The sequence below is a fragment of the Sphingopyxis sp. NFH-91 genome (assembly GCF_021401285.1).
Lineage (GTDB): Bacteria > Pseudomonadota > Alphaproteobacteria > Sphingomonadales > Sphingomonadaceae > Sphingopyxis > Sphingopyxis terrae_A.
Window position 1 is genome coordinate 49465 of record NZ_JACBGA010000009.1, and the last position, 16441, is coordinate 65905.

18 protein-coding genes are annotated in these 16441 nt (G+C 65.0%); 4 read left to right on the plus strand and 14 right to left on the minus strand.

Annotated elements, in window-relative coordinates; genetic code table 11:
• Together L0963_RS16980 and L0963_RS16985 are read left to right on the plus strand one after the other, a co-directional pair.
• Positions 1 to 324 carry a cupin domain-containing protein gene (locus tag L0963_RS16980; protein WP_234180733.1) on the plus strand — a complete coding sequence of 108 codons (324 nt, stop codon included), beginning with the start codon at positions 1 to 3 and terminating at the stop codon, positions 322 to 324.
• A 3-nt stretch (positions 325 to 327) separates the two neighbouring features.
• On the plus strand, positions 328 to 477 hold the full coding sequence (locus L0963_RS16985; RefSeq protein ID WP_234180735.1) for a hypothetical protein: 150 nt from the start codon (positions 328 to 330) through the stop codon (positions 475 to 477).
• Between the two features lie 74 nt (positions 478 to 551).
• Here L0963_RS16985 and L0963_RS16990 read toward each other — a convergent pair whose 3' ends face one another.
• Entirely contained in the window at positions 552 to 1268 is a 717-nt protein-coding gene (locus L0963_RS16990; RefSeq protein ID WP_234180737.1) for a TetR/AcrR family transcriptional regulator, read from the minus strand.
• A gap of 461 nt (positions 1269 to 1729) precedes the next feature.
• On the opposite strand from L0963_RS16990, the gene L0963_RS16995 reads away from it, so the two are divergent.
• The gene (locus tag L0963_RS16995; protein ID WP_326490197.1) at positions 1730 to 2518 is read left to right on the plus strand and encodes an SDR family NAD(P)-dependent oxidoreductase; all 789 of its coding nucleotides are present in this window, start codon (positions 1730 to 1732) and stop codon (positions 2516 to 2518) included.
• Here L0963_RS16995 and L0963_RS17000 read toward each other — a convergent pair.
• The 9 genes from L0963_RS17000 to L0963_RS17040 all read right to left on the minus strand — a co-directional run bounded on the left by L0963_RS17000 (position 2505) and on the right by L0963_RS17040 (position 10754).
• Positions 2505 to 3260: an alpha/beta fold hydrolase gene (locus L0963_RS17000; protein ID WP_234180739.1), complete on the minus strand. Its 756-nt coding sequence runs from the start codon at positions 3258 to 3260 to the stop codon at positions 2505 to 2507. The genes L0963_RS16995 and L0963_RS17000 overlap by 14 nt on opposite strands.
• A 12-nt stretch (positions 3261 to 3272) precedes the next feature.
• The gene (locus tag L0963_RS17005) at positions 3273 to 3767 is read right to left on the minus strand and encodes a VOC family protein (RefSeq protein WP_067185513.1); all 495 of its coding nucleotides are present in this window, start codon (positions 3765 to 3767) and stop codon (positions 3273 to 3275) included.
• Between the two features lie 24 nt (positions 3768 to 3791).
• Complete coding sequence (locus tag L0963_RS17010; protein WP_234180741.1) at positions 3792 to 4313, minus strand: nuclear transport factor 2 family protein; 522 nt, start codon at positions 4311 to 4313, stop codon at positions 3792 to 3794.
• 18 nt (positions 4314 to 4331) lie between these two features.
• Positions 4332 to 5318 (minus strand): NADPH:quinone oxidoreductase family protein, encoded by a 987-nt coding sequence (locus L0963_RS17015; protein WP_067185509.1) that lies wholly within the window; start codon positions 5316 to 5318, stop codon positions 4332 to 4334.
• A gap of 58 nt (positions 5319 to 5376) precedes the next feature.
• Complete coding sequence (locus tag L0963_RS17020) at positions 5377 to 6633, minus strand: cytochrome P450 (protein WP_067185508.1); 1257 nt, start codon at positions 6631 to 6633, stop codon at positions 5377 to 5379.
• A gap of 92 nt (positions 6634 to 6725) precedes the next feature.
• Positions 6726 to 7805, minus strand: a complete 1080-nt coding sequence (locus L0963_RS17025) for an LLM class flavin-dependent oxidoreductase (RefSeq protein WP_234180743.1) — start codon at positions 7803 to 7805, stop codon at positions 6726 to 6728.
• A 121-nt stretch (positions 7806 to 7926) separates the two neighbouring features.
• Positions 7927 to 8496: a nuclear transport factor 2 family protein gene (locus L0963_RS17030; RefSeq protein ID WP_067185504.1), complete on the minus strand. Its 570-nt coding sequence runs from the start codon at positions 8494 to 8496 to the stop codon at positions 7927 to 7929.
• Between the two features lie 13 nt (positions 8497 to 8509).
• On the minus strand, positions 8510 to 9574 hold the full coding sequence (locus L0963_RS17035) for a Gfo/Idh/MocA family protein (RefSeq protein ID WP_234180745.1): 1065 nt from the start codon (positions 9572 to 9574) through the stop codon (positions 8510 to 8512).
• A gap of 22 nt (positions 9575 to 9596) precedes the next feature.
• Positions 9597 to 10754 carry an aromatic ring-hydroxylating oxygenase subunit alpha gene (locus L0963_RS17040; protein ID WP_234180748.1) on the minus strand — a complete coding sequence of 386 codons (1158 nt, stop codon included), beginning with the start codon at positions 10752 to 10754 and terminating at the stop codon, positions 9597 to 9599.
• Between the two features lie 252 nt (positions 10755 to 11006).
• On the opposite strand from L0963_RS17040, the gene L0963_RS17045 reads away from it, so the two are divergent.
• Entirely contained in the window at positions 11007 to 11606 is a 600-nt protein-coding gene (locus tag L0963_RS17045) for a TetR/AcrR family transcriptional regulator (protein ID WP_234180751.1), read from the plus strand.
• Between the two features lie 33 nt (positions 11607 to 11639).
• Here L0963_RS17045 and L0963_RS17050 read toward each other — a convergent pair whose 3' ends face one another.
• From L0963_RS17050 to L0963_RS17065, 4 genes are read right to left on the minus strand one after another with little or no spacing between them, the layout of a single operon-like run.
• The gene (locus tag L0963_RS17050) at positions 11640 to 12719 is read right to left on the minus strand and encodes a zinc-dependent alcohol dehydrogenase (RefSeq protein ID WP_067185498.1); all 1080 of its coding nucleotides are present in this window, start codon (positions 12717 to 12719) and stop codon (positions 11640 to 11642) included.
• Positions 12704 to 14374 (minus strand): class I adenylate-forming enzyme family protein, encoded by a 1671-nt coding sequence (locus L0963_RS17055; RefSeq protein ID WP_234180754.1) that lies wholly within the window; start codon positions 14372 to 14374, stop codon positions 12704 to 12706. The genes L0963_RS17050 and L0963_RS17055 overlap by 16 nt, the downstream gene beginning before the upstream one ends.
• Positions 14371 to 14799: an acyl-CoA thioesterase gene (locus L0963_RS17060; RefSeq protein ID WP_067185496.1), complete on the minus strand. Its 429-nt coding sequence runs from the start codon at positions 14797 to 14799 to the stop codon at positions 14371 to 14373. Before L0963_RS17060 ends, L0963_RS17055 begins: the two co-directional genes overlap by 4 nt.
• On the minus strand, positions 14796 to 16412 hold the full coding sequence (locus tag L0963_RS17065; protein WP_234180756.1) for a spinster family MFS transporter: 1617 nt from the start codon (positions 16410 to 16412) through the stop codon (positions 14796 to 14798). Before L0963_RS17065 ends, L0963_RS17060 begins: the two co-directional genes overlap by 4 nt.
• Positions 16413 to 16441: the final 29 nt, after the last annotated feature.

Here is a 16441-nt window from a genome sequence, read left to right on the forward strand (position 1 = left end):
ATGGTGGAAGTCAGCCCGTGGAGCCCGGCCGAGATCGTCGAGACGGCAGTGTCCGGGGATCCCCGCCACTGGGTACCCGCCGCAACGGCGGACGTCTGGATGCGGCCGCTCCTCTTCGACACCGTGCGCGGCGCCTGGACGAACGTCGTTCGCATCGACATGCACGGCTTCATCAGCCGCCACGCGCATCCGTCGCCGGTGCACGGCTATGTCATTCGCGGAACCTGGCATTATCTCGAGCGCGACTGGCGCGCCGAGGAAGGGAGCTATGTCTTCGAGGCGCCGGGCGATATCCACACGCTGACCGGCGACGGCTTCTCGTAAACCTTGTTCTGGATCACGGGAACGCTGATCGAGCTCGATGAGGACGGCAAGGCGACGGGCTATGCCGACGTCTTCACGCGGATCGAGCAGGCCGCGGCTCATTTCGAACAGGTCGGCCTCGGCAAAGATTATGTCCGAAAGTTCATCCGCTAAAGCAGACTGCGGCGAACCTGACAGGCCGTGCTCGCAATGCCACTTCTGTCAGCGATGAGGGTCTTGTGGCGTGACTAGATGTCGATTTTGGTTTCGGCTTCCAGCAGTCGTACCATTCGTTCGGCCATCTCGGATCCCGCCTTTGTCAAATTCTTGGGTTTCCGGTACAATAGCCAAGTGATGATGAGCTGGTTTGAGCCGCCGATTATCAGCGCTGCCGTCTCATAGATATCCTGCTTCGGCGATACCCAACCTTCCGCAATCCCTTCTTCAAGCAGTTTGAGTACCGGCCTCGCGAAGTCGTTGATGCTGGTTTGTAGTTCGGTGTCGACAACCAGAACGCTTGGCCAGATTTCAAGGTAGAATAGGCGTGCCCAATCCGCATGTTCTCGGGCATAATCGGCGGACATCGTCAGATAAATTATCAGACGTTCGCGCGCGCTTTCCTCGCCTGTCAGCGCATTCCGATAGGATTCGAAGAAGGCCGAGAGATTTTTGAGAGGCAGGTCATAGGCCAGATCCTCCTTGCTTTTGTAATATTCATAGAGCGTCGAGGTCGAAATGCCTGATTCTGCCGCGATATCGGCGATTCTCGAGCGGGAAATCCCGTCGCGTGAGAACACGCGCAGGGCTGCGGTCAGGATCTGCTGTTCGGTCCGCTTGCTTCGATCCTGCTTTCGTTCGGTGTGGCGGCGCGAACGATCCGCTATTTTTTCGAGCAGAAGGTCCCAGTCATTGTCAATCTCGACCACATTGACGCTCTCGGTCGCTAATTTGCTTGCCCTGGGCATGCCGCCTCCAAATCCGATCTTTATACAGTTTTTTACCGAAGAATGAACCGTATCTCTGCACGTCTATTCTGATCTCGACAAGCCGAAAACCGGCAAGAAAGAGCGATAATCGGTTGGTGTTCGGCCATGATCGCTATGCCGCGTCTGAAGATGTTCCGGCGAGCGTTTCCGATAGAATTTGGCGTCATTGAGGATCAGCTACGCCAGAAAAGTCGCTCTCCGCAGACCTCAAAATCGCCGACGAGAGAGTGTCACAAATCTTCCTCGAGAGCGTTGTACAGAACGCGCGGCCTCCCGATAATCAGTTCGGGCGAAGGATTTTGTAGGCATCGGCGTGCCCCGCCATGACATGACGATGATGTGCGAGGAGGGCATTCTGGAGCGCGTCGGGTTCGGCACGTACCGCCTCGTGAAGACACGAGAATATTGAGACAAGCGACCTTGCGTGAGGGCACGATGGCGTGCATCATTTGAACAAACAAATGTTCGTTTCAGGAGTGTTCTCGATGGATCGCTTGGCAGGCAAGGTGTCGCTCATAACGGGTGGAGCGCGTGGGATGGGTGCAGCGCATGCCCGCCTGTTCGTGTCCGAGGGGTCACGGGTGGTCCTAACCGACATGCTCGAAGACGAGGGGGAGGCTTTAGCGGCTGAGCTCGGAAGCGACGCCTTGTTTCTCAAACATGATGTCGCCAGCAGGGATGACTGGACCCGAGTTGTGGGCGAAAGCGAGGCCCGCTTCGGTCCGATAACGATAGCGGTGAACAACGCCGGGGTTCTCGGTCCTTCCGCGATGACCGCGGACCTGTCCGACGAGGATTGGGACCGCATCATCGCAATAAACCAGACGGGTGTCTTCTACGGTATGCGCAGCGTCATACCCTCGATGCTGCGCGCCGGCATAGGATCGATCGTCAACATCTCTTCGGTTGCGGGTACGGGCGTCCCGCGCGGCGCGCCCAACCTGGCATATGTCGCAAGCAAGTTTGCCGTGCGCGGCATGACGAAGCTCGTCGCGGGGCAATATGGGAAACATGGGATCCGCGCCAACGCAGTGCTTCCGGGCTTTATCGAAACGCCGATGGCTACCGCGGTGGGGTCACAGCGGGGGCTTCGCGAGCAGATGACGATGCTCAGGCGGATCGGTGAGCCGGGCGAGGTATCGGAGCTCGTCCTTTTCCTGGCGTCAGACGCTGCGTCCTACATCACCGCCAGCGATCATCTGATCGATGCCGGGCTTATGGCGGAGTGAGACGCTTCTCCTGGCCCGGCGAGCGGCCGATGCTACTCGCACCGCAGGACCTTGCGAGCATCTCGATGACAGCGGCGACCTTGGAAGGCACCGAGATAAAAGCGGAGTGGTCACCGCTCACGCTGGCCAAGGTGACCATCCTTCGGCTCATGCTGCTCTGATATCCTGGATCGACTGCGCGATCCTCTGTGCACTGAATATAGGTCGACGGGCGCTCGAGCCAGGCTGGGCGCGCGACCGCCTCGCCGAAAATCGAGGCCTGCGCCGAACGGTGACGGGCAATGCTCGCCGCCGCGTCCTCGGAACTGCTGAGATGGTACCAGGCTGCCGGCGCTTGCTCCGGGTCGATGCTGATCGTCTGGCCGTCGTCGGACGGGATCATAGCGGCATTGCACAGATCGGTTACGCAGCCAGCCGCGACGTCGGCGGTGGTCTGCCCGGGCTCAGGAGCGAGCGCGGCGAGATACGCAAGATGGGTCGCGTCATGGCCGGCCTCGGAAATCACCATCCCGCCATAGCTATGGCCGATGAGCAGGACGGCGCGACCGGCAGCAACCGATGATGCGACCTGGCCGCGTACCAGCGCGGCGTCGGAGGCAAGCGATTGAAACGGCAGTTCGGGCGTATGGACGGTGAACTCGTCGGGCAGATGTTCGCGTACCCGGTCCCATGCCCATGGGCCGATAAACAGCCCGTGCACCAAGATGATGTCGACGTCTTTTTCGGGCCGGATTGCGGTCATGGCTCTTTCCTCTCAGTCCTTCCGCCCGACCTTCCACTGCGGCTGCGTCGTCGGGAACGCGAATGGACCATCGTCGATCACTTGCAGCAGCTCGACAACATTTCCGTCGGGGTCGCGGCCGTAGGTCGCAACGAGCGGACGCCCGCCGGCTACCGTCGGAGCCGAGAAAAATTCCATGCCTGCGGCGCTGAGCCGCGCATGCTCCGCGACGATGTCGTCGACCGCGAAGCAGATGTGCGTGAAGCCCGGCTTGCAGACGGGGCGGCTCGGCGTGTGCTCGCCGCGCTCGGGCGAACTGAACTCGAACAGCTCGATGCAATGATTGCCGCCGCTCAGAAGCATGAAGCGTGCCGCGGAATTGTCGAGGCCGACAATCTTGTCGAGTTCCGGAGCGTCGGACCAGCCGTCGTCGCACAGCTTCTCGAGCCCGAACATCTCGATATACCAGGCCGAGAGTGCCTCGATATCATGTGTCGAGATCGCGGTGTGATGGACGCCGATGATCATCTTTCTCTCCTCGTGGGCCGCTGCTCAGCGCAGCGTCAACTTTTCCTGCATGATATAAATTGCGTCGCCGCGGTCGCGCTGACCCGTGGTGAAATCATCGAGCGGGATCGGCGCGCTCTCGGCGCCCCAGCTCTCGACCTTGTGCCAATCGAGCACCACGGTGCGCTCGTCGATCTTCCAAACCCCGTCGCGGCGCGAGAAACGGTCGACATAGCGCGCCCCCATCACGTCCACGAGCACAGGACCCGCGCCGCGTCGCTTCAGATGCACCATCACCTGGGACTCGCAAAGCGCCTTGTCGCCGCGCAGTTCGATCAGGGCATTGGTGATCGAATGTGTCGTCCAGTCGTTCGCCTCGCGCAGCCGGCCAACCACGAAGGGCGCGAAATCCCAGCCGCGGCCCTTCCAGTAGCCGTGATCGTCATACGCATCCTCATGGTAGATACCGCGTACGAGTTCCTCGTCGAGGCGATCGACTCCGCGGCAGTACATATGCAGGACTTCGATGATATCCTGCTTGGCGAGAAGTTCGTCGAGATCGGCCATAGTTCGCCTTTCAACCTGTCAGGTGCCAAACGGCGCGAGGACGAGTTTGCCGGCGACCTTGCGGGCCAGAAGCTCGTCGAGCGCTTCGGCCGCCCGCTCCATCGGCAACACGCGATGGATGTGCGGCGCGATTTGCCGGGACGCGAGCAGCTCCCAGAGATGCGCGAAGTTGCGTGCGTTGCCCTCGGGATCGCGCTCGGCGAACCGGCCCCAATAGACGCCGACCGCCGAAAAGCCCTTGAGCAGAAGCAGGTTGACCGCGAGCGACGGGATTTCGCCGCTGGTGAAGCCAATGACGAGGAGCCGGCCCTCCCAAGCCATCGCGCGCGTCATTTCGGTGAAGGCCGATCCGCCGACGAGGTCGATGCAGATGTCGGCGGCGCCGCCGGTCGCTGCGCGGACATCGGCAGACAGCTGTCCCTCGCGGTAGACGAGCGTCGCCGACGCCCCCGCCTTGCTGGCGAGCGCTAGCTTCTCTTCCGAAGAGCCGACCGCGACGACCTTGGCGCCGAGCGCCGAGGCGATATCGACTGCGGCGAGACCGACGCCGCCCGTCGCGCCCAGCACCACCACCCAGTCGCCCGCTTTCACGCCGCCGCGTTGGACGAGGGCGTGATAGGCGGTGCCATAGGCGGTATAGATGGCGGCGGCAGTTATCTCGTCGATGCTGTCGGGGACGCGAACCGCCTCGGCGGCGCGGACGTCGGCATATTCGGCGAAGCCGCCATAACCTGCGGCGGTAAGCCCGACGACATAATCGCCGGGCGCCAGGTCACGAACGTCGGCGCCGCATTCGACGATGCTCCCCGCCACTTCGAACCCCGGCGCGAAGGGGAAGTCGGGGCGAAGCTGGTAGCCGCCCTTGATGATCAGCGTGTCGGGGAAATTGATGCCCGCGGCGGCGACCCGCACCCGCACGCAGTCGGGGGCAAGCGGTGCGGGCGTCATTTCGGCGACCTTGAGCTCGCTCGGCGGGCCATAGGCCTCGCAGATCACCGCCTTCATGGCAGGCCGCGCGGCCGGGGTGAGCGATCGTCGTTCGCGGGCTGGGGAGGAAGGCCCGTCAAGCGACATCCCATTCGAGATGAATATTCTCGACCGAGGCGACGACGCCCGATTCATAATGCGGCTCGGATCCGGCCTTCGCACGGAATTCGGGAATGCGCTGGATCCATTCCTCGAGAAGGATCGTCGTCTCGAGCCGCGCGAGATGCAGGCCTGCGCAGCGGTGCGGTCCTTCGCCGAAGGTCGAATGGGCAGGGCGGCCGCGCTTGACGTCGAGCTTCCAGGGATCGGGATTCTGCCGCTCGTCGAGGCCCGAGAGCGCGGTCGGCAGGAGCACCATTTCGCCCGCCTTGAGTTCGACACCGTCGAGTTCGATGTCGCGCGCGATCATCCGCGCCGCGGCCACGAGCGGGAAGCGGCGGAACATCTCCTCCACCGCACGCTTGATGTCGGCCGGATTGTCGGCGAGCTGGCGGACGGTGCCGGGGTGCCGCGCGAGGAAATCCATCATCATGTTCATGAAGTTGGTGACCGAATCGAGACCTGCGAGCAGGAGCAGCGAGATCATGCCGAGCAATTTCTGGTGCGGCATCGGCTTGCCGTCGATTTCGCTGTGGATGCACAGGCTGATGATGTCGGTGCCGCCCTTGCCGCGGCGCTCCTGGATCAGCACTTCGACATAGTCGAAGAAGCTCTTGTTCGCGCGGTCGAGATTGGCGGCCATTTCCTCGGGCGTGTTGCCGCCGGGACGCGTCATGCCCGAGGCGAAGGCGCGGAGCTTCGGGGCGTCGGCCATTGGCAGGTCGGCGATCGCCATGAAGACGCGGATCGGGAACTCGTCCGAAAAGTCCTTCCCGAAATCGCAATGGCCGCGCTTCGCGAAGGAATCGAGCAGCTCGACCGCGATCGCACGGACCTGCGGCTCGCGTTCGCGGATCGAACGAAGGTTGAGGCCGCGGTCGACGACTTCGCGGTACGAGCGATGCTCGGGCGGATCCATCTTCGAGGGGACCATCGAATAGGCCTCGCCAGCGGCTTTCGGGATGAAGAGAACCTGGCTCGAAAAGCGCTCGGGATCCTTGTAGATTTCGCTGATCAGCGCGCCGCGCGTCGCGACCCAGTGGCCGCCGTTGAACGGCGACCAGACGAGGCCCGGCAAATCCTTGTCCTGCAGCGTCTTCCACGATTTGAGATAGCCCTCGGTCTCGATGCCGTCGGGCTTGTACATGTCGATCTCATAGACCCGGTCGGCCGGGACGTGCGGCGGCCGTTCGGTGCGTGCACGGTCGTCGGTTGCGGGTGCTTCGGTTGCCATCTCGGCGTCTCCCAATTACCTGGCCTGCCGCAGCAAGCCGTCTTGCGGGCCAAAAACCGCGGCGGGACCTCGCGGCCCCGCCGGGTCCCCCCTTATTTGTCGAGCAGCGGCATCACCTCCTGCGACAACCGGCGGAGCGACTCGCGGGTCGGCTCGGGATCGTCGATGCTGTCGTGCGAATTGACGCATAGCTGGCCAAAGCTGCCGGCCTTCTCGACCACCCAAGCAATCTTCTCGGCCACCGTTTCGGGCGAGCCGCAGAGCCAGACATGATCGGCAAGGAAATCCATGTCGAGGTCGTCGGGCGAGAGATCCTTGCCCGAGTCCGCGATGATGCCGGGGAAGAGATTGAACTTCTTGTAGATGGGGAAGAGATAATGCTCCCAGCTCTCGGCCATGCCGCTCTTGAGCGCGAGGCGTTTTGCCTCGGCGTCGGTATCGGCGACGAAGACCTCGCGGCAGATCGAGAAACGCTTGCGCTCGGGCGTGTGGCCCTTCGATTCCATCGCCGCGGCCCAGGTTTCATAATGGAGGCGCATCTGCTCGGTGCCGCCGAAGAAGGCGATCGGCGTATAGTTGCGCTCTCCCGCGAACTTCATCGAGTTCGAATTGGCCGAGAGACCGGTCACCGCAATCTCCATGCCCGGCCAGGGCGTCGAATCCGCGATCTCGACATGATAGCCGGGCATATTGTCGGGTCCCGGGAAACCCGCCTGAAAATATTCGCCGATCTCCTGGAACGGCTCGTTCTTCCAGACGCGTTCCATCAGGTGGAGCGCTTCGAGCTGGCGCGGCGGCAACGGTGCGATGCCGTCATAGCCGTGGAGGATGGCGTCGGTGTGGTGGCCCCCCGGCGCGACGCCGAGATAATAGCGATCCTCGAGAACACGGCTCAGCCAGGCGACGCGCACCGCGAGGGTGGCGGGATCGTGATAGGGCAGGAGATGCGCCATCGGCGCGAAGCGCAGCGTTTCGGTCATCGTCGCCGCCGCCGCGATCACCGAATCGGGGCAGGGGATATTTTCGCGGGCCAGCGTGAAATGCTCGCCGATCAGGAAGTCGCGAAAACCGGCCTCGTCGGCGGTCCGCGCCATGTCGAGCGACCATTCGAAGAGCTGCTTGGGCGACCGGTTCGGCAAATTATAGGGGGTATGAAATATTCCGCAGTCCATGCCGCTGATCCTCTCTCCAGGCATCGTGTCGGGACTCGCGAGAGCTTGTGTTCGCGTAGTCAACGAGAGTGTTGATAACGGGGCTTGGGTGGAGCGTCAACACCGGTGCTGACAGATAATTTCAAGGCAGCGAGATGGGGAGCGGGCGCGCGTAGCTGGGGTCCGAGCGATCGCGCGCGGGCTGCGGTCCGGCGCGCATCCGCGCCCGCGTCGCTTCGTCGAGCGCGACGACGGTCAGGGTCGATTGGTCGAGCGTTTCCGGAATCTCGGTGAGCGGCGCCCAGTCGCGCAAGCAGAGGCGCGCGGCGATGGCCCAGCGGCCGTCGCGCTTTTCGAGGCGGTCGATATAACGCCCGCCCGACCTGGCAAGCGGAGTGCCGGCGCGGTTGAGGCCGACGAACATATAATAGGTCTCGGCATGGGCGGTGTCGCCGTCGAGCTCGATCGTCGAATTGAACTGGCAATGCTGATGCGAGAGATGCGCGCGGCTGTGCATGTCGATCACCCAGTCGGCGAACTCGACCGGGCTGCCGACGAAGACGCCATGATCGTCGATCGCATCGTCATGATAGACCGAAAGCAGGAGTTCGCGGTCGAGACGGTCGACCGCGCGCGAATAGGTCATGAGGCAATCGTGGATCTGCTGCCGGTCCCAGAGGGTGCGAACCATCGTCTCGAAGTCGGTGTCCATATGTCGGCTCCTGTCAGCTGGCGGTGCCCTTGGCGGCGATCGCGCCGAGCTTGTGGTGCAGCGCGGCGGCATGGGCGAAGTCCGGAACGGTAGAGGGCGCGCCCGCAAGCGCGGCGTGGATCGCCCGATATTGCGCGGCGATCGCGCGCGCATGCGGCGGCAGCGGGTCGGCGGGAAGGGCGAGCGGCGCGAGAGCCTTGCCGGTCTTTGCGAGCGCGATCTCGACCAGCCCATATTGCAGATGGCCATCGCCGCCGGTGACGAGGATATCCCCCTTGGTGCCGTTGATCTCCCAGCGGAAATTGCCCGCCGCCGACAGACCGCCACGGTAGTGGAGCGAGGCGGCGGCGCCGCTCGCGAGGCGGCCCGCGACCATGATCTGGTCGGCGACATCGGTCGGGATCATCACCCCCTCGTCCTTGACGAGCGTCTCGGTGCGGCGCGTGACAAGCTCGGCGCTCGACCGCGCATAATCGCCGAGCACCAAGGTCATGGCATCGAGACAATGGCCGAAGGGAATGGTGAGCATCGTCGCACCCGAGGCGGTGCGATTGAGATAGGTGCGGCTGCTGTCGGTGACGCCGGCCCATGGCACACCGACCGCCGCGCTGATGTTCGAGGCGAGGATATCGCCGATCGCGCCGTCGGCTATCAGCTGGGCAAGGCGCTGCACCGCTGCCGTGCCGCGCGCCTGGAGCCCGACGAAGGTCTTTATGCGGGCGTCTGCCGCGGCGCGGGCGAGACGATCGGCCTCGGCGGCATCGACCGCGAGCGGCCATTCGCACAGCACCGCCTTGCCCGCGGCAAGCGCCGCTTCGACGAGCCGGCGGTGCTCGGGGACCTTCACCGCGACGACGACGAGGTCGACGTCGGCGTGCGCGGCCAGCGCATCGGCCGAATCCGCCGCAAAGGGGATAGCATAGTCGCTCGCAGCGGCGCGCGAGCGCTCGGGCGACGAGCCCGCGACCGCGGTGATCGCGAACCGGTCGCCGAGCGCGCGCAGCGCGGGGAGATGCGAGCGCGCCGCCCAGCCTGCGCCGGCGCTGAGCCCGATAATGCCGACGCCGATGCGGCTCATTGCCGATACTCGCGCGCGGCCATCACTGTTCGAGGGCGACGCGGCGCGCGACCTCGGCATGGAAGGCGGTCAGCCGGCTCTCGGCGGTGTTGAACATATATTGGCTCGCGCCGAGCGACTGCGACACGGTGCCCCAGTCGTTGAGGACCTCGGCATCTTCGGCCGAGACCGCGCAGAAATGCTTCCAGTCGCGGTCATTCTGCGCCTGCCATTCCTCGTCGCGCAGACCCTCGGGGGTCGGACCGACGACGCCCCAGGCGGTGAACAAGGTCTTGTCGACACTGACCGGCCAGATGTTCCAGCTCTGCAAATGGGTCGGGAAGCAGCTGAAGATCGTGTTCGGGAAAGCGAGATAGTGGCAGATGTTCTTCAGCCGGTGGTCGACATCGCCCATCCGGTCGGTGAAGCCTTCGAGCGGCAGCGTCATCCAGCTATGGGGATTGGCTATGCGCAAATGCGCGTCGCGCCAGTGGACGAGCTTGCCGAGGGTGCGCGGATGGGTGAAGGGGACGTGCCAGGTCTCGTTGAAGGCATCGACGACCATCTTCCAGTTCGCGTTGAGCTCGAGCGTGAAGCGGTAGCGCGTCTCGAAATTCTCGAGACCGTAGAAGCTCAGTTCCTCGCCGATCGTCCCCAGATAGGGAAGAAGGTCGGGCACCTCGTCGGAGAGGCAGATCCACACAAAACTGCCCCATTCCTTGACCCGCACCGCGGGCGCGCGGAGGTCCTCGAGCCGTTCGGCCTCGAACGAGCCCTTGAGCGGCACCATCTTCACCTTGCCGCTGAGATCATATTGGAAACCGTGCCAGGGGCAGGCGAAGCGGCCGCCCTTGCACGAGCCCGACTCCTTGAGCAGCCGCGCGCCGCGATGCTGGCAGACATTGTGCCACGCCGAGACCGAGCCGTCGTCGAGCCGCGAGATGACGATCGACTGGCCGAGCCGGTCCCAAACCACATAGTCGCGCGGCTCCTTGAGATCGACCGACGGGCAGGCGGGGAACCAGCTCTTGTGGAAGACCGCCTTCATTTCGCGGTCGAACAGCGCCGGATCGGTATAGTTTTTGGCATCGACCACGCTTGGCGGCAGCGGATATTGCTCCTCGGCCGGGGTGGGGAAGGCCCGCGCGGCCTCGCTTGCGAGATGCTGCTCCTCGGTCGCGCTTTCGCTCGTGCTGGCCATTGTCATCGATCCTCAAACAAACAGTTGTTTTATTCGCATAGCGCGATCGGGCCGAGGACACAATAAGGCCTTCGGCAACCCGTTCACCCTAGCACGGAAGTGGCGGCCGCCAACGCGCGCGGGTGCGATTGAAATCGCTTTGCGCGCGCGGCTTGCCGTTGGGGCGCCTTCGGTAGTAATCGGAACGGATGTACGGCAATTGCGTGCCTCCGACATCGGGGCGCGACCAGGATTAGGCAACAGATACTTCCCATGGGCACGGCTCCAGCAATATCCCCATCGACGCCGCGGTCGTCGATCCTCGACATCGCCGTCCGGCTGTTCGGCAGCCAGGGTTATACGGGCACCTCGATGCGCGATATCGCCAAGGCCTTCGGCGTCCTGCCCGGGAGCCTCTATGCGCATATCGACAGCAAGGAGACGCTGCTCGTCGAGATCGTCGAGACCGGGATCAATCATTTCCTCGAATCGGTCGAGCCGATCGCCGCGGCCGAGGGATCGGCGGGCATGCGGCTGCGCGATGCGATCCGCGCGCATATCATCGTCGTCACCGAGAATCCCGAGCGCTCGCTCGTCGTCTTCCATCAGTGGCGCTTTCTCGGCGACGATTATCGCGAGGCGGCGATCGCCAAGCGTCAGCGCTATGAGCGGGCCTTCATTCGCATCCTCGAGGACGGCATCGCCGAGGGTGTGTTCGATCAGAGCCTGAATGTGAGGATCGCGGTGCTGACGATCCTCGGCGCGCTCAACTGGACCCCCGAATGGTATTCGCCGAAGGGGACGGCGAGTCCCGCCGAAATCGGCGACATGATGGCGAACATGCTGCTGCGCAGCCTGATGTTCAAAGGCTGACACCGCGAACGGCAAGCGCGCGATCGTCATGGCCTAGTCCGCCATATCGACGACGATCTTCGCCGCCGATCCGGGAAGCCCGTCGAACAGCGCGCCGATATCGCCGGCGGTCTTGAGGGCGCTGAAGGGGACCAGCTCGGTCTGCGGCGGCGGCGCGGCGAGGATGCCGCGGCCGATCGCGTCGAGCGTCACCTGCCAGTCGCCGCGATCGCGCCCGCCGCGCGCGGGCTCATTGCCGAAGAAATTGCCGAAGTGGCGGATCGTCAGCTCCTTGAGCCAGGCAGTCGAAGGCTGGATGCGCGCGAAGGGCTCGGCGCCATAGGCGCGGATCAGGATCACGGTACCCTGGATGCGCGCGAGACGGTGCGCCAGCGCCAGATAGTCGGTGGCCGCGGGTGCATAATCCTCGAGCGCCACGACGACGACATCGGCGCCGAACGGCATCGCGGCGCGCACCGCGCGGACGATATTATCGCTGGAAGGATCGAGGCAGGTGGCGGCGCCGAAACCGCGCGCCGCCTCGCGGCGGACCGACGCGCCGTCGACGCCGATCACGAGCCCGCCCTGGGCTTTCAGCCACTGCGCCACGAAGAGATTATAGTCGTCGAGACCGAGCAGGACGACATTGTCACCCGGCACGATCGCGCCCGAGCGCAGCGCGCGCGTCGCGCAGCAGGCGGCCTCGACGCAGGCAGCCTGGAGCGGCGAGACGGCCTCCGGCAGTCGGTAGAGACCATAAGCGGGTGCGACGCAGAGATCGGCCAGGCCGCCGTCGGCGCCGCGAACCCCAAGGAAGCCGCCATCGGGACAGAGCGTCTCGAGACCGGCGCGGCAGGCGAGGCAGGTCCCGCAGCGGATGCGCGGGTCGACCGAGACGTGGTCGCCCGGCCTCCAGTCGTCGACCCTATCGCCGAGCGCCACGATCTCGGCGCTGAACTCATGGCCGATGACGATGTCGGCGGCACGCTCGACATGGCCGTCGAAGAGATGCTTGTCGGTGAAACAGAGGCCATTGAACAGCGGCCGCACCAGCACCTCGCCCGTGCCGGGGCGCGGATCGGCGCGGCTCTCGATCCGGAAGTCTTTTTTGCCGTGGCTTACGACTGCGCGCATGTCGCCTCCAGGCCGAGCCGTTCGCGCGCCATTTCGGCGAGCTGGAATTTCTTCGCGCGGCCGGTCGGCGTGACCGGGATCTCTCCCGCCTCGAAGAAGAGGATATGGCGCGGCACCTTGAAGCGCGCGAGCTTGCTTTCGCAGAGCGCGATCAGCGCCGCCGCAGAGGGCGGGACTTCGGTCGCGACGACGCAGGCGCAGCCGACCTCGCCCATGCGGTCGTCGGCAATCGCGACGACATGCGCCTCGCGCACCTGGCCATGCGTTTCGAGCAGCGCCTCGATCTCGCGCGGCATCACCGTCTCGCCGCCGCAGCGATAGACGTCCTTCGAGCGGCCGGCGAGGGTGAGATAGCCCTTGGCATCGACGCGTCCGATGTCGCCGACCCGCAGCCAGCCGTCGGACGCGAAGGCCGCGGCGGTCTCTTCGGGCTTTTTGTAATAGCCATGCGTCACGCCGGGGCCGCGGACGAGGAGTTCGCCATTGGTGCCGGGTGGCAGCTCGCCGCCGCTCTCGGCGTCGACGACCCGATATTCGGCGAGCCAGGGACTGCCCGGAGGGGCGGCCGCGCCTGCATCCTTGAACCGCCCGTTCCCCGTCATGACGCGCGCGATCGGTTCTTCGGGGAGCGTGCAGGTCGTCGAGGCGGTGGTCTCGGTCATTCCATAGCCGGTGACGATCTCGCGCGCCCCCAAGATGGAGCGAAACTCCTCCCAGATCGTCTCGCGGTGCATGCCGCCGGTGCTGAAGACGCAGGCGAGGCTTGGGCAGACGAAGTCCGTCCCGCGCGCGGCATCGAGCAGCTTCTCGGTCAGCGTCGGAACGCCGCTGATCTCGTTCGCCTCGTGGCGCACCGCGAGCGCGAGCAGCTCGGCGGCATCGAAACGGTCCTGCGGGATGACCGCGCCGCCCGCGAACAGCGCGGCGACGAGGCATTCGACGAGCCCGTGCACATGATACATGGGCGCGGCGAAGATCAGGCGCCTTCCATCCTCGAAAGCGCGCACGCGCGCGCTGGCATAAGCGGTGCGCAGAACCATATCGTGGGTCAGCATCACGCCTTTGGGCGAGCCCGTGGTTCCCGAGGTGTAGATGATATCGGAGAGATCGGCGGGGCGCGCCGCGATCGCTCCGCGCGCCGGCGCGTGGCGCTCCCAGTCGTCCAGCGCGTGCCAGCGGTGCAGCGCGCCTGCGGCGCAATCGACGAAGACCGGGAAGCCGGGGCGAAGGATCGCCTCGAGATCGGCGATATAGTCGCGGCCGCGAAATCCGTCGATCGCGACGAGCGCCCGCGCATCCGACTGGCCGATCACATAAGCGAGTTCGTCCCGCTGCAGGTTGAAGTTGAGCGGCACCGCGACCGCGCCGAGGCGCGCGATGGCAAGCTTCACCGCGACGAAGGCGATGCCATTGGGTAGCAGGATCGCGACATGGTCTCCGGCCCCGATCCCGTGGGCGGCGAGCATCGCGGCGGTGCGCCGCGACCGGTCGAGCATGGCGCCATAGGTCTCGACCGCGGTGGCGGTCATCACGAACGGCCGCTCGGGATAGTCTGCGGCCACTTCCTCGAACAGGGCGGCGAGGCTGCGATAGGCCCAGGGGCCATGGCGCGCTTCGAGCGCGGCACGCCGGATCTCGGGCGCCGCGAGCCTCATGCGGCCGCCGGGGCGGCCATTTGCCCGAGGATCGTGCGCGCCTCGTCGGAAAGCGGACAGGCCTTGCGGCTCGGCCGGTCGACCTGCACCATCACGCTGTCCGAGGTCGCGGCGCAGCGCCCGCCCTGGAACAGGACCTGCCGGATGCTGATCGAGCTGCCGCCGAGCTTCTCGATCCGCGTCCCGATCTCGACATCGCCCGGCCAGTGCAGCTCGTCGAGAAAGTCGATCGTCGAGCGCGCGAGCACATAGGCGCAGTGATCGGGGGGCGAGCTCCCGCGCATGAAGAGGACATCGACACGGCCCGCCTCGAAGAAGAAGGCGAACAGCACATTGTTCACATGGCCCTGCCGGTCGGTATCGCTGTAGCGCACCTTCTCGCTGATCCGGACTGGATAATCCTCGATCCTTTCGGGCGCGGTCACAGCGCCTCTCCTGCGGCCCGCGCGCGCTCGACGACCGTCCGCTCGCTCTCGGGGAGAACGCGCGCGCAGCGCCAGACGAGCAGGAGCAGGACCGGCATCAGCGCGAAGAGCGAGAGGATCGCGAGCCTAAGATCGCCCGTCGCGTCGCTGATCAGCCCGACCATATAGGGACCGAGACCAAGCCCGACGAGGCTGCTCGCGAGCGTCTGCACCGCGAACGCGACGCCGCGAAGGCGCGGAATGACAAGATCCTGCGCGGTCGCGAGCATGATCGGTGGCCAGGCGGTGAGCAGCAACAGCGCGAAGAAATAGGTGACGAAGAAGGTCTGGCGGTCGCCGGTGTTGAATTGGACGAAGGTCAGTGCGGTGAACCCGAGCAGCGCCGCGAACAGGAGATACATGCGGCCCGCTGGATAACGGCGCTTGATGATGTCGCCGAGCGTGCCGCCGATCGCGGTCCCGCTCGCACCGGCGATTGCCGAAATCGCGCCGAGCGTGAATCCCGCTTCGGGGCCCATGGCCAGGAATTGCGAGCCATAGAGGAAGACGAAGGCGCCGATCGCATAGGTGTAGATACCGAGAATGCCGCCCGCCGCGGCCATGGTGCGATAGGCGGGCGCGCCGACGGTGAGCGCGAACGCGATCGGATCGCGGAGGCGAATGGCCTGGATCCAGCTTGTCGCCGCATAGGCGCCGATCCCGATCGCGAGCCACTGGATGAGGCTGCTCGTGACGTCGAAATCGCCGATCGAAAAGACGACCGGGCGGCGGTCGGGCGGCAGGATCGCTTCCGAGCCCAGGGTCAGAAGGGCGATCATGAGGGTCACGAAAGCGAGGGCGCCGAGATTGGCGCGAACGAGCGCCGGGCTTGCGCCGAGCTTCTTCAGCGAGCCGACGCTCCATGGCGGGAACATCGTCGCCGCCTCGACGAACACGTCGCGGAACGGATGCGGGCTGCAGGGCTGCGGCAGTCCGTCGAGCGCGCCGCGGACCGGCTCGCGGATCGTGAGATAGACGATCGCACCGAGCAGGATGCCGGGCAGGCCGACAATGATGAAAGCCGCCTGCCAGCCCGCGAGCCCGAAGCTGCCGGGCCAGGTCGCGACGACATAGCCGCCGATCATCAGCGACAGGCCAAGCCCGAGATACATGCCCGTCGTGTAGAGCGCGAAGACCGAGGCGCGGATGCGCTTGGGGAAATAGTCGGCAAGGAGCGACACCGCGGCAGGCGAGCCGCTGGCCTCGCCGATCCCGACCCCGAGCCGCGCGGCGCCGAGCTGGACGAAATTGCTCGATAGGCCCGAAAGCGCCGTCATCGACGACCAGAAGGCGAGCCCGATCGACAGCGTCTTCACCCGGCTCCAGCCGTCGGCGAGTTTCGCGAGCGGGATGCCGAACAGGGCATAGAACATCGCGAAGGCGGTGCCGTAGAGGAGACCGATCTGCGCGTCGGTGAGATCGAGGTCGGCTTTCAGATAGGGCGCGAGGATGGTGACGATCTGGCGGTCGATGAAGTTCATCGCATAGATGAGCATCAGGACGCCGAGGACATACCAGCGATAAAGGCCGCCTTCGCGGGGAACATCTTTCAGCACGGCGGCGCTGGTGGCCATATCTTATTATCCCATCGATGCCGCGGTGC

Excerpts from the sequence above, each read along its gene's own strand:
- L0963_RS16980 (WP_234180733.1), top strand. The coding sequence starts at position 1 with ATGGTGGAAGTCAGCCCGTGGAGCCCGGCCGAGATCGTCGAGACGGCA.
- L0963_RS16990 (WP_234180737.1), bottom strand. The coding sequence starts at position 1,268 with ATGCCCAGGGCAAGCAAATTAGCGACCGAGAGCGTCAATGTGGTCGAG.
- L0963_RS17000 (WP_234180739.1), bottom strand. The coding sequence starts at position 3,260 with ATGACCGCAATCCGGCCCGAAAAAGACGTCGACATCATCTTGGTGCAC.
- L0963_RS17005 (WP_067185513.1), bottom strand. The coding sequence starts at position 3,767 with ATGATCATCGGCGTCCATCACACCGCGATCTCGACACATGATATCGAG.
- L0963_RS17010 (WP_234180741.1), bottom strand. The coding sequence starts at position 4,313 with ATGGCCGATCTCGACGAACTTCTCGCCAAGCAGGATATCATCGAAGTC.
- L0963_RS17015 (WP_067185509.1), bottom strand. The coding sequence starts at position 5,318 with ATGAAGGCGGTGATCTGCGAGGCCTATGGCCCGCCGAGCGAGCTCAAG.
- L0963_RS17020 (WP_067185508.1), bottom strand. The coding sequence starts at position 6,633 with ATGGCAACCGAAGCACCCGCAACCGACGACCGTGCACGCACCGAACGG.
- L0963_RS17025 (WP_234180743.1), bottom strand. The coding sequence starts at position 7,805 with ATGGACTGCGGAATATTTCATACCCCCTATAATTTGCCGAACCGGTCG.
- L0963_RS17030 (WP_067185504.1), bottom strand. The coding sequence starts at position 8,496 with ATGGACACCGACTTCGAGACGATGGTTCGCACCCTCTGGGACCGGCAG.
- L0963_RS17035 (WP_234180745.1), bottom strand. The coding sequence starts at position 9,574 with ATGAGCCGCATCGGCGTCGGCATTATCGGGCTCAGCGCCGGCGCAGGC.
- L0963_RS17040 (WP_234180748.1), bottom strand. The coding sequence starts at position 10,754 with ATGGCCAGCACGAGCGAAAGCGCGACCGAGGAGCAGCATCTCGCAAGC.
- L0963_RS17045 (WP_234180751.1), top strand. The coding sequence starts at position 11,007 with ATGGGCACGGCTCCAGCAATATCCCCATCGACGCCGCGGTCGTCGATC.
- L0963_RS17050 (WP_067185498.1), bottom strand. The coding sequence starts at position 12,719 with ATGCGCGCAGTCGTAAGCCACGGCAAAAAAGACTTCCGGATCGAGAGC.
- L0963_RS17055 (WP_234180754.1), bottom strand. The coding sequence starts at position 14,374 with ATGAGGCTCGCGGCGCCCGAGATCCGGCGTGCCGCGCTCGAAGCGCGC.
- L0963_RS17065 (WP_234180756.1), bottom strand. The coding sequence starts at position 16,412 with ATGGCCACCAGCGCCGCCGTGCTGAAAGATGTTCCCCGCGAAGGCGGC.